At 60.4% G+C, this 11295-nt stretch carries 9 protein-coding genes; 1 reads left to right on the plus strand and 8 read right to left on the minus strand.

All coding sequences use genetic code 11. From position 1 onward, the window contains the following. Positions 1-12: 12 nt before the first annotated feature. The 8 genes from CKW14_RS27845 to CKW14_RS27880 form a co-directional block, all read right to left on the minus strand. The gene (locus CKW14_RS27845; protein ID WP_095126541.1) at positions 13-1131 is read right to left on the minus strand and encodes a succinylglutamate desuccinylase/aspartoacylase family protein; all 1119 of its coding nucleotides are present in this window, start codon (positions 1129-1131) and stop codon (positions 13-15) included. 28 nt (positions 1132-1159) lie between these two features. Further along, positions 1160-1870, minus strand: a complete 711-nt coding sequence (locus CKW14_RS27850; RefSeq protein ID WP_016986412.1) for an ABC transporter permease — start codon at positions 1868-1870, stop codon at positions 1160-1162. Continuing rightward, positions 1867-2595, minus strand: coding sequence for an ABC transporter permease (locus tag CKW14_RS27855; protein ID WP_095049115.1), 729 nt, complete (start codon positions 2593-2595; stop codon positions 1867-1869). Before CKW14_RS27855 ends, CKW14_RS27850 begins: the two co-directional genes overlap by 4 nt. A gap of 56 nt (positions 2596-2651) precedes the next feature. Then, the gene (locus CKW14_RS27860; RefSeq protein WP_007918608.1) at positions 2652-3434 is read right to left on the minus strand and encodes a transporter substrate-binding domain-containing protein; all 783 of its coding nucleotides are present in this window, start codon (positions 3432-3434) and stop codon (positions 2652-2654) included. A gap of 351 nt (positions 3435-3785) precedes the next feature. Beyond that, complete coding sequence (locus CKW14_RS27865) at positions 3786-5474, minus strand: ATP-dependent DNA ligase (protein ID WP_095126542.1); 1689 nt, start codon at positions 5472-5474, stop codon at positions 3786-3788. Further along, complete coding sequence (locus CKW14_RS27870) at positions 5471-6505, minus strand: ligase-associated DNA damage response exonuclease (RefSeq protein ID WP_095049117.1); 1035 nt, start codon at positions 6503-6505, stop codon at positions 5471-5473. The genes CKW14_RS27865 and CKW14_RS27870 overlap by 4 nt, the downstream gene beginning before the upstream one ends. Before the next feature lie 632 nt (positions 6506-7137). Then, positions 7138-9588: a penicillin acylase family protein gene (locus CKW14_RS27875; protein WP_095126543.1), complete on the minus strand. Its 2451-nt coding sequence runs from the start codon at positions 9586-9588 to the stop codon at positions 7138-7140. Positions 9589-9779: 191 nt separating this feature from the next. Next, complete coding sequence (locus CKW14_RS27880; protein WP_095126544.1) at positions 9780-10424, minus strand: glutathione binding-like protein; 645 nt, start codon at positions 10422-10424, stop codon at positions 9780-9782. Positions 10425-10570: 146 nt separating this feature from the next. Here CKW14_RS27880 and CKW14_RS27885 point away from each other — a divergent pair, with 146 nt between their 5' ends. Continuing rightward, the gene (locus CKW14_RS27885; protein ID WP_095126546.1) at positions 10571-11128 is read left to right on the plus strand and encodes a cysteine hydrolase family protein; all 558 of its coding nucleotides are present in this window, start codon (positions 10571-10573) and stop codon (positions 11126-11128) included. The last annotated feature ends 167 nt before the right edge of the window (positions 11129-11295 follow it).

The raw sequence follows: 11295 nt of genomic DNA on the forward strand, positions 1-11295 counted from the left end.
GGACAGACATCCTCAAGGCGAAAGTAGGTAGCCGCTGCGATAGGCTTCAGCGCCCGCGACGTGGGCGATGACCATGCCGGCAGTGGCCATGCGTCGCAGCGAGCGGGCGTACATCACGCCGGCGCTGGTGCAATGAATGGGGGTGACCCGGTCGTGGATCGGGTCGATGATTTCGGCGATCTGTTGCCCGGCTTCGAGGTATTGACCCGCCGTGGCGGTGTACACCAGCAGCCCACCGACCGGGGTGGTCACCGGTTCCACACCGGCCAGCGGCGTGGCGGGGAACGGCAACGGTGGTTGCGATTTGGTCTCGCCAACGATCGCATCGGACTGGATCAGATAGTCGATCAGCGCCTGGCAGTCGCGGCTGGCCAGCGGATGGGTGACGTCACCCTGGCCGCGCAACTCGACGGTGACTGAAAAACTGCCCAGCGGAATCTCGAAGTGTTCGCCGAAGCGCTCCTTCAGTTGCCACCACAGCAGGGTGAAGCATTCGTCGAACGACTGACCGCCGGAGTCGGTGGCCAACAGACTCGCCTGGGCTTCGATGTAGCGCGCCAGCGGTTCGACCTGCGGCCATGCTTCGGGCGTGGTGTAAAGGTGCACTACCGATTCGAAATCACAGTGCAAGTCGAGCACCATGTCCGCGTCGCAGGCCAGCCGTTGCAGGGTCAGACGCTGGGATTGCAGTTGCGTGCTGGCGGTCTGGCGGGCGAGGGCGTCGCGCAGATGTGTGCGGATCAGTTCGAGGTTGTGTTGCGGATCGTCGTTCAGCTTGCCTTCGATGGCGTTGCCGATCTCTTCACTGAGATCGACGAACCAGCGGTTGAAGTTCTGCCCGCTCTCCAGTTCGTAGCGGCCCAGCGGCACGTCCATCAGCACTTGTTCGAGGCCGACCGGGTTGGCCACCGGCACCAACACGATTTGGCTGCGCAGGCGCCCGGCGGCTTCCAGCTCCGCCAGACGCTGCTTGAGGTGCCAGGCCACGAGCATGCCGGGTAATTCATCGGCGTGCAGCGAGGACTGAATGTAGACCTTGCCTTTGGCCTGCTCCGGGCCGAAGTGGAAACTGTGGATCTGTCGTGCGGTCCCCGGCAGCGGGGCCAGCAAGTCATGAATCAGGTGGCGCATTTTTTATCTCTTTATTCCTGAGATGGGCCTAGTGAGTCGGCCCGAGGAAGGCCAGCCATCGGCGTTCGGCAAGGCGGAACAGGCCGACCAGCGCAAAGGTGATGGTCAGGTAGATCAACGCGGCGATGCCGAACGACTGAAAGGTCAGGAAGGTCGCCGAGTTGGCGTCCCGCGCAACTTTCAGGATGTCGGGGATGGTCGCGGTGAAGGCCACGGTGGTGGAGTGCAGCATCAGGATCACTTCGTTGCTGTAATACGGCAACGAACGGCGCAGCGCCGACGGCATGATCACGTAGGCATACAGTTTCCAGCCAGTCAGCCCGTAAGCCTTGGCCGCCTCGACTTCACCGTGGTTCATGCTGCGGATCGCCCCGGCGAAAATTTCCGTGGTGTAGGCGCAAGTGTTCAGGGCAAAGGCGAGGATTGTGCAGTTCATCGCATCGCGAAAGAAACTGTCGAGCAGCGGCTGCGCACGCACGGCGGCCAAGCTGTAAATGCCGGTGTAGCAAATCAGCAACTGGATATACAGCGGCGTGCCACGGAACAGGTAGGTGTAGAACTGCACCGGCCAGCGAATGTAGAAGTGCGGCGAAACCCGCGCGATCGACAGCGGAATCGACACCAGGAAACCAATGAAGATCGAGGCGCTGAGCAGCCACAGCGTCATCGCCAGACCGGTGATGTTCTGGCCGTCGGTATAAAGGAAGGCGCGCCAGTATTCCTGCAGAAGTTCGATCATCGTACGGCCTCCCGGGCACCGGCGGCGTAGCGGCGTTCGAGCCAACGCAGGATGAAGTTCGAGGCACTGGTGATCAGCAGATAGATCAACGCGGCGAGAACCAGGAAGTAGAACAGTTGATAAGTGCTTTTACCGGCGTCCTGCGCGGCTTTGACCAGATCGGCCAAACCGATGATCGACACCAGCGCAGTGGCCTTGAGCATCACCATCCAGTTGTTGCCGATGCCCGGCAGGGCGAAACGCATCATTTGCGGGAACACCACAAAGCGAAAGCGCTGACCGCGTTTGAGACCGTATGCGGTGGCGGCTTCAACCTGACCGCGCGGCACGGCGAGGATCGCGCCACGGAAGGTTTCGGTGAAATACGCGCCATAGATAAAACCCAGGGTCAGCACCCCGGCGCTGAACGGGTCGATTTCGATGTATTCCCATTCCAGGTAATCGGTCAGGGACGTCAGCCAGGTTTGCAGGCTGTAGAAAATCAGCAGCATCAGCACCAGATCCGGCACCCCGCGAATCAGCGTGGTGTAGAGCTGGGCGGGCAGGCGCACCAGTTTGACTTTTGACAGCTTGGCACTGGCGCCGAGCAGGCCGAGCAAAACGGCCACCAGCAGCGACAACGCCGATAATTTGATGGTCATCCAGGTGCCTTCCAACAGCAACGGGCCAAAACCCTTGAGGCTGAAGGCTGCGAGCCCCAGATTTTGTAATAGGTTTTCGAACATAAATCAGCAACCTGAGCGGATGGAAAAGGCGCCCATCGAGGATGGGCGCCGGGGCATTATTTGCCGCTGTACAGATTCAGATCGCCAAAGTGTTTCTTTTGAATCTCGGCATATTTGCCGTCATCGTGTAACGCTTTGATACCTTTATCTAAAAGCGCTTTCAGCTCAGTGTTACCTTTCTTAATACCGACAGCGGTTTTGGCTGGCAGCAATTCGCTGTCGACTGGCTTGCTGACGTCATAGTCGGCGCCCTGTGGCGACTTCAAAAAGCCCAGTTCGGCTTGCAGCATGTCCTGGATGCCCGCATCGAGACGGCCGGAGGTCAGGTCGGAGTACACCTGATCCTGGTTCTGATAGGCCTGGGTTTTCACGCCGGCCTTGTCCAGCACGGCTTTGGCGTAGGCTTCCTGAATAGTGCCTTGCTCGTAACCGACGGTTTTACCTTTCAGCGACGCAACGTCGGCGGTGATGCCGGAGCCTTTCTTGAACACATAGGCGGTCGGGCCGGAGAACAGCTCGCTGGAGAAGTCGATGACTTTTTCCCGGGCCGGGGTCACGGTCATCGACGAGATCACACCGTCGAATTTGTTGGCCTTGAGGCCCGGAATCATGCCGTCGAAGTCACTTTCAACCCACTTGCACTTGACCTTGAGTTCGGCGCAGATCGCGTTGCCCAGGTCGATGTCGAAGCCCACCAGGCTGCCGTCGGCCGCTTTCGACTCGAACGGTGCGTACGAAGGGTCAACGCCAAAGCGCAGCTCTTTGTATTCCTTGGCCAGCGCGGAGCCAGCGGCCATGCACAACGCCAGTGCAGAAAGGGTCAGCAATGCTTTTTTCATTATTCAATCCCTAAGAACCAATATGAGCGCTTGTGGCGCAGAATTATTGTTACTGGAACGCGTACGACCTATAGAAAGTAGCAATTTCCGAACCAGAGTCCCGAACAAGTGTTTTAAAAGGTGAGGAGAGCTACAAGATCAATGGATGAATGCACGAAAACGGGCGCGGCAGAAAGCGTGCACTGATTTGTGGCTTGTCGGGGACAGTCAAGCAGATCGCTGATCGTTCCCACGCTCTGCGTGGTAATGCAGCCCGGGACGCTCCGCGTCACCTCCAAGGCCGAACGCGGAGCGTCCGTTGAGGCATTCCCACGCGGAGCGTGGGAACGATCAATGTCCCGGGAAAAGGGGTCAGGCCAGCAGGTCTTGCAGGGTGGCGAGGCTATCCGCTTCATCCACGGTTTTATCCTGGCGCCAGCGCAGCATCCGCGGAAAACGTACCGCGATCCCGCTCTTGTGCCGCCGCGAAAGGGCGATGCCTTCGAAACCCAGTTCAAACACCAGGCTCGGTTTCACGCTGCTGACCGGGCCGAACTTTTCCACGGTGGTTTTGCGCACGATGCTATCGACTTTGCGCATTTCCTCATCGGTCAGCCCCGAATAGGCCTTGGCAAACGGCACCAGCGCACGCTGGCTCGACTCGGGCGGGCCGTCCCACACGGCAAAGGTGTAATCGCTGTACAGACTGGCCCGGCGACCGTGACCGCGCTGCGCGTAAATCAGCACCGCATCGACGCTGAACGGGTCAACTTTCCACTTCCACCACACGCCCATGTCTTTGGTGCGCCCGACGCCATATAACGCGTCGCGCGCCTTGAGCATCATGCCCTCGACACCCAGTCGCCGCGAGGCTTCGCGCTGGCAGGCGAGGTCGAGCCAGTCGCTGCCGGTCAGCACCGGCGAGGGTAAAAGTACCGGACTGTTACAGCGGGCGATAACGTCTTCCAATTGCGCGCGGCGTTTGGCCTGCGGTTGATTGCGCCAGTCTTCGCCTTGCCATTCGAGCAGGTCGTAGGCGAGCACCACCACCGGCACGTCTTCGAGGATTTTCTTGTCGAGGGTCTTGCGGCCGATGCGTTGTTGCAACAGGGCGAAGGGCTGCACTGCCGGCGGTTCGGTCGATTGCGGATCAAAGGCGTCTTCGGTGCGCGGATGCGTGCTTTTCCACACGACGATTTCGCCGTCGATCACCGTGCCATCGGGCAAGCCGTGTACCAGGACCTCCAGTTCGGGAAAACGCTCGGTCACCAGTTCCTCGCCCCGCGACCAGATCCATAGTCGGCCCTCTCGCTTGACCACTTGTGCGCGGATGCCATCCCATTTCCATTCAATCTGCCAATCGCTGGCCGGGCCGATCAGCGCTTCAAATTCTTCCACCGGTTGCGACAAAGCGTGGGCCAGGAAGAACGGATACGGCTGACCACCCCGCTGGGCATGTTCATCGCTGGATTCAGGGGCAATCAGCTTCAGGTAACTGGCGGCGCTCGGCCGGTTGGACAGATCGGTGTAACCGACCAGACGCTGCGCCACGCGCTTGCTGTCCAGCCCGGCCATCGAGGCCAAGGCCCGGGTAACCAGCAATTTCGACACGCCAACGCGAAAACTGCCGGTGATCAATTTGATGCACAGCATCAGGCTTGATCGATCCAGTTGCGCCCACAGGGCCGGCAGTTGCCGGTTCAGATATTCCGGTGCTTCACCGCGCAGTGGCAGCAGTTTGTCCTCGATCCACTCGGCGAGGCCGGCGTCGGAGGTGTGCGGGTTTTCTGCGAGTACCAGCGAAATGGTTTCCGCCAGGTCACCGACGGCTTGATAGCTTTCCTCGAACAACCACGGTTCCAGGCCGGAGATCTCGACGGCGAGTTCACGCAGAATTCTCACCGGCACCAGTTGCCGGGGCCGGCCACCGGAGAGAAAGTACACCGCCCACGCGGCGTCGTGCGGTTCGGCCTGGGCGAAGTAGGCTTGCATCGCCGCCAGTTTGGCGTTGCTCGAGGTGGTCGCGTCGAGCTCGGTGTACAACTCGGCGAATGCTTTCATGCTGGCATCTCGGCGATGGTCGGTTCGGTGGCGATGTGTTCTTCTTCGTCATCGCCGTATTCGGTGTTGAAACCCTGGGCATCCAGACCCTGTTCGCGCAGATGCCGCACCAGCACGCCGATTGAACCGTGGGTGACCATCACCCGCTCTGCGCCGGTTTGCTCAATGGCCCAGAGCAGGCCGGGCCAGTCGGCGTGATCGGAGAGCACGAAACCGCGATCGACGCCGCGCCGCCGTCGGGTGCCACGCAAACGCATCCAGCCGCTGGCAAATGCGTCGCTGTACTCGCCAAAACGGCGCATCCAACTGCTGCCACCGGCCGAAGGCGGGGCGATGACCAGAGCCTGGCGCATGATCGGGTCGCTTTTTTTTACGTCCCCGGCGTAGATCGTCGGCGGCAAATACACGCCGGCCTCGCGGTAGACCCGATTCAGCGGTTCGACCGCACCGTGGCTGAGGATCGGGCCGAGGCTTTCGTCGATGCCGTGGAGTATCCGTTGAGCCTTGCCGAACGAGTAACAGAACAACACGCTGGCCTTGCCGGCCGCGATGTTCGCAGCCCACCACTGGTTGATCTCGCTGAACACCTGCGCCTGTGGCTGCCAGCGATAAATCGGCAGGCCGAAGGTCGATTCGGTGATGAAGGTGTGGCAGCGCACCGGTTCGAACGGGGCGCAGGTGCCGTCCGGTTCGATCTTGTAGTCGCCGGACGCGACCCAGACTTCGCCACCGTATTCCAGACGCACTTGTGCAGAACCGAGCACGTGGCCGGCGGGGTGAAAGCTCAGGGTGACACCGTGGTGTGTCAGACGCTGGCCGTAGGCGAGGGTTTGCAGGTTGATGTCCTGCCCCAGACGCGCGCGCAAAATCCCTTCGCTGGCGCTGCTGGCCAGATAATGTTGGTTACCGGTACGGGCATGATCGCCGTGGGCATGGGTAATGACCGAGCGCTCGACGGGGCGCCACGGGTCTATGTAGAAATCTCCGGCAGGGCAATACAAACCCTCGGGGCGGGCGATAACAAGGTCCATGTCCTTACCAGAATGGGGGGCTTGTTAGCTATGAGGTTGGCGCTGGGCTGGAAGTTCTATCGACTTTGAAGAGCAACCCTCACCCCAGCCCTCTCCCTGAGGGAGAGGGGGCCGACCGATATGTCTGGCGAGTGACATCGACCTGAAAAACCGCGCCGAACACAGATTCTGGACCAGATCAAAAGCCCCTCACCCCAGCCCTCTCCCGGAGGGAGAGGGGGCCGACTGAGGTGTCTGGGAGAGCTACGCCGACGTGAAAAACCGAGTCGAACACAGATTCTGGACCAGATCAAAAGCCCCTCACCCCAGCCCTCTCCCGGAGGGAGAGGGGGCCGACTGCGGTGTCTGGGAGAGCTACGCCGACGTGAAAAACCGAGTCGAACACAGATTCTGGACCAGATCAAAAGCCCCTCACCCCAGCCCTCTCCCGGAGGGAGAGGGGGCCGACTGAGGTGTCTGGCCAGCTACGCCGACGTGAAATACCGAGTCGATTACGGATTCGGCAAGGCACGAACCGAGTTGATTCTGGATTCGGCAGTGCACGTTCAGGTCGGCGTATGACTCAAGCATCCCCCAATCAGTCCCCTCTCCCTCCGGGAGAGGGTTAGGGTGAGGGGCTTTTGATGTACAGCTTATTTGCCGGGAGTAAGCGTCAGGCGGGCCTTGCCATACACCCGATCAAAGTTCTGCGGCTGCATCGGCAAGCCGATGTACTGCCCCTTCAACCACGCATCGATGCCATTGAGGTAGTTCGGACTCACCGGATTACCCGACTGCCCCGTACCGTTCTGGCCCATCAGCGGTTCGGCTTGGCCGAAGTCGACGATGAAACGCATCGACGGTGCGCGGGTAGTGGTGAAATCCTGGCCCCAGGCGAACGCCGACGTGTTCAACGTCGTGTGATCGCCACCGGCCGCCAGTGGTCCGCGCACGGTCTGGCCATTGCTGTTCTTCCAGGCATAACTGTGCAGCTTGCCCCACTGCCAGGCCCGGTGATCGCCGCCCAACTGACTCTCGCCAGCGCTGATCGCCGCCGCGAAGCTACGGGCAAGAATCACCGCTTTGTCTTCTTTCTGCGGTGTACGAATGTCGTCCCAGAACGGACTGTCCTCACGTCCCAACAAATGGTCAGCCTGCGCCGCGTAAGACAGATCACCATTGGCGATAAACGCCTTCCACGCAGGACTCGATTCCGGACCGAGCTCATCGAGGAAGATCTGTTTCATGCTTTCCTGCAGGAACAGCTCATAGATCGCCGCATCCGCCGAGGTCGGGCTGAGCTTGCCGTCGAACGCCATCAACCGCGTGAACGCTTCGCGCGCCTTGCTGCGATCCGCTTCCGGCAGGGCATCGATCGCCTGTTTCAGCGGCTGCTTCATGCCCGGTGCTTCGAAGACTTTCTTCAACTTGGCGGCGAAGGTGGTGGTCTGGTCGTACTGCATGGCGATCACGCTGCGGCTGTCGTGCTTGCTGCTGCCGGCCAGTTCCGCCAGACGCTCGCCACGTTCCGGCGCCGCCCAAGAGTTCGACAGTTGCATGCCATAACCGTGAGGAATCACACGCTGGTTGGCGGTGCCGAGCCAGCCTTGCGCCGGATCCTGATCGTACGGATGCAGCATCGGGTCGGCGTAACCGTCCCAATCGTAGCGACCTTCCCAGCCCGGCGACGGCAGCAAGCCTTCGCCTTCTCGGCGGTTGGGGAAACGCCCGGTGACCTGCCAACCGATGTTGCTCGCATCGGCGAACACCAGGTTCAGGGCGATGGCGCGGATCTCGCGGCTCGCGTCGGAAGCGCGTTCAACGGTTTGTGCACGGGTCAGATCAAAAAACGCATCCAGCGACTTGTCATCAGTGAAGCTCGGGGTCTGCAAGGCCAGGCCGAAACCGCTGCCTTGCGCGGCCGCCTGAGCACTGTTGAGCAATGCGCCGTGGCGGGTTTCGTACACCGCTTCGCGAATCGGCCGTTGGCCTTTGACGAAGTAGGTTTCGTTGCGCACGCCCAGCGGCTGCCATTTGCCATTGACCTCGTAGGTCAGGCTGCTGCCCTGGCGGCGAATTTTTTCCAGAAACAGATCCTGGTTGTCGCCGAGCACGCTGGTCATGCTCCACGCGACTTTGCCGTTGAAACCGCCGAGGACCATCGGCAGACCGGCAACGGTGACACCGGCGGCCTGATATTTCGGTGCGCGGATCTGCACAAAGCTCCACAGCGACGGCGCGGCCAGCGGCCCATGGGCGTCGCTGGCCAGCAGGCTCTTGCCGCTGCGGCTGCGTTGCGGGGCGATCGCCCAGTTGTTCGAAGACGGGGTGCCGAGCAGGTTCAGCGCGGACAGTTGCTGGCTGGCGTTGCTCAGTTCGGTCAGGCCGGGGATCTGCCCGTTGAGCTTGAGCCCTTGCAGCTTGTCGGCCTCGGCCAGTGGCAGGTTTTCGTCAGGCGCGGACGGCGTCAGCCAGGCGAGTTTGTCGGTGGTGACGGTTTGCGCCAGCACCAGCGAGGAAATTTCTTCCGGCAGGTTGGCCGACTGGCTGAAATTCAGCAGGGCGAAAATCAGCGCCGAGTCTTCCGGCTTCCAGTATTCCGGCTTGTAACCACTGGAGGCGAGGTCGCCCGGCAGCTTGTCGGCGTAGCGGAACAGGTAGGCGTTGACGCCTCGTGCATAGACTTCGAAGAAGCGCTTGAGGCGTGGCGACGAAGCCTTGTACAGCTCGCCAGCGCTTTTCTTCAGATTGACCGCGCGCATGTAGCGGTCGGCATCGAGCATCGACGCGCCGGACATTTCCGCCAGGCGGCCCTGCGCCAACAGGCGCAAGGTGACCATTTGATTGATGCGATCGCTGGCGTGGACGTAACCGAGGCTGAACAGTGCGTCATGGAACGTGTTGCTCTCGATCAGCGGCATGCCCATGGCATTGCGACGTACCGACACGTTCTGCGCCAGCCCCTTGAGCGGTTGCACGCCGGAAGTCGGGGGGAGGGTGTCCTGAGCATTCCAGGTCTGGCAACCGGACAGGCCCAAAACACCGGCCACTGCTGCGGCAACGCCGAACCGGGGAAGAAAATGTGTGAGGGCTGGCGAGGCCATGGCAAAGCTCCTGCGGGGGGTAGCGTCAGTAAAGGCGCTACGTTAGTGAGCAGGAGGTGGCCGCGCAAGCGGGGGCGGGGGTTATTTGCGTATTTCTGTCGAATGGAAAAGATCTCAGCCTGCGGCAGCTCCTACATAAGCATGCATTCCCCTGTAGGAGCTGCCGAAGGCTGCGATCTCTTGCCGTTCAATCAAGCCTTCGGTGGATTGATTTTCTGCACCAACGCGTAGGCCTTCAACGTCGCCGTGCGATCTTTGATGTGGTTGAACCAGCGCTGCACATGCGGGAAGTCTTCAAGGTTCTGGCTTTGCCATTTGTGCGAGACGATCCACGGGTAGATCGCCATGTCGGCAATGCTGTATTCGCTGCCGGCGACGAATTCGTTATCAGCCAGTTGCTTGTTCAATACGCCATACAACCGCGCGGTCTCGTCGATGTAGCGCTTGATCGCGTAGGGGATTTTCTCCGGGGCGAACTGGCTGAAGTGGTGATTCTGCCCGGCCATCGGCCCCAGTCCGCCCATTTGCCAGAACAGCCATTGCAGCGCCGTTTGCCGACCGCGCAGGTCTTGGGGCAGAAACTTCCCGGTCTTCTCCGCCAGATACAAAAGAATCGCCCCGGATTCGAACAGCGACAACGGTTCGCCGCCATCGGCCGGTTCATGATCGACGATGGCCGGGATGCGGTTGTTCGGGGCGATTTTCAGAAAGTGCGGCTGAAACTGCTCACCCTGGCTGATGTTGATCGGGTGCACGTTGTACGGCAGGCCGGCTTCTTCGAGAAACAGGGAGATCTTGTGGCCGTTGGGGGTGGTCCAGTAATACAGGTCGATCATGGAGAGCTCCAAAGCAGAAATGGACTTGCGTGCGGACAGCAAACGCCGGCGTCAGGTCGTCCCGTGTGCGTTCGATAGCTTGCTTAGTAGGAAGAGGTGATGCTGAACTGCGCAGAATTCAATGACTCTGCATGAGAAAAATCGCCATGGAGCTTCAGGCCAACGCTGCACTGATCATCATCGATCAGCAAAAAGGCATCCTGCAGCCGCGTTTGGGTCGAAGGAATAATCTTCAGGCGGAAGAGCGAATCCTTGATCTGCTGGGGCTGTGGCGGCGTAGCACAAGGCCGGTGATTCATGTGCAACATCTGTCGCGTGAACCGGATTCGGTGTTTTGGCCGGAGCAGGAAGGGGTGGAGTTTCAGGAGAGGTTTTTGCCGCAGGACGGCGAATGGCTGATTCAGAAACAGGTGCCGGATGCGTTTTGTGCCACGGGATTAGAGGCGCGGTTGCGCGAGGCGGGGATCGGGCAATTGGTTATCGTCGGCGTGGCGACGAACAACTCAGTGGAGTCAACGGCGCGTACGGCGGGCAATCTTGGCTTTGCTGCGTGGGTAGCGGAGGATGCCTGTTTCACCTTCGACAAGGCTGATTATTTCGGCACATTGCGTACGGCTGAAGAGGTGCACGGGATGTCGCTGGGGAATTTGCAGGGGGAGTATGCGACGGTAGTCAGTTCTGCAAAGATTCTGGTGGCCGGCTGAAAAACTTCACCGTATGTGCCGGCCCCTTCGCGAGCAGGCACGCTTGTATGGTAGGACTTGAAGGGAGGAGGAGGGACAAGGCTCGATTCTGACTGTTGACGCAGCACAGACCGTGGGAGATTTCGCCCCTCCTCCTTTCACCCAAGCGCCGATAAAGAATGCATCTG

The sequence above is a fragment of the Pseudomonas sp. Irchel s3a12 genome (assembly GCF_900187485.1).
Lineage (GTDB): Bacteria > Pseudomonadota > Gammaproteobacteria > Pseudomonadales > Pseudomonadaceae > Aquipseudomonas > Aquipseudomonas neuropathica.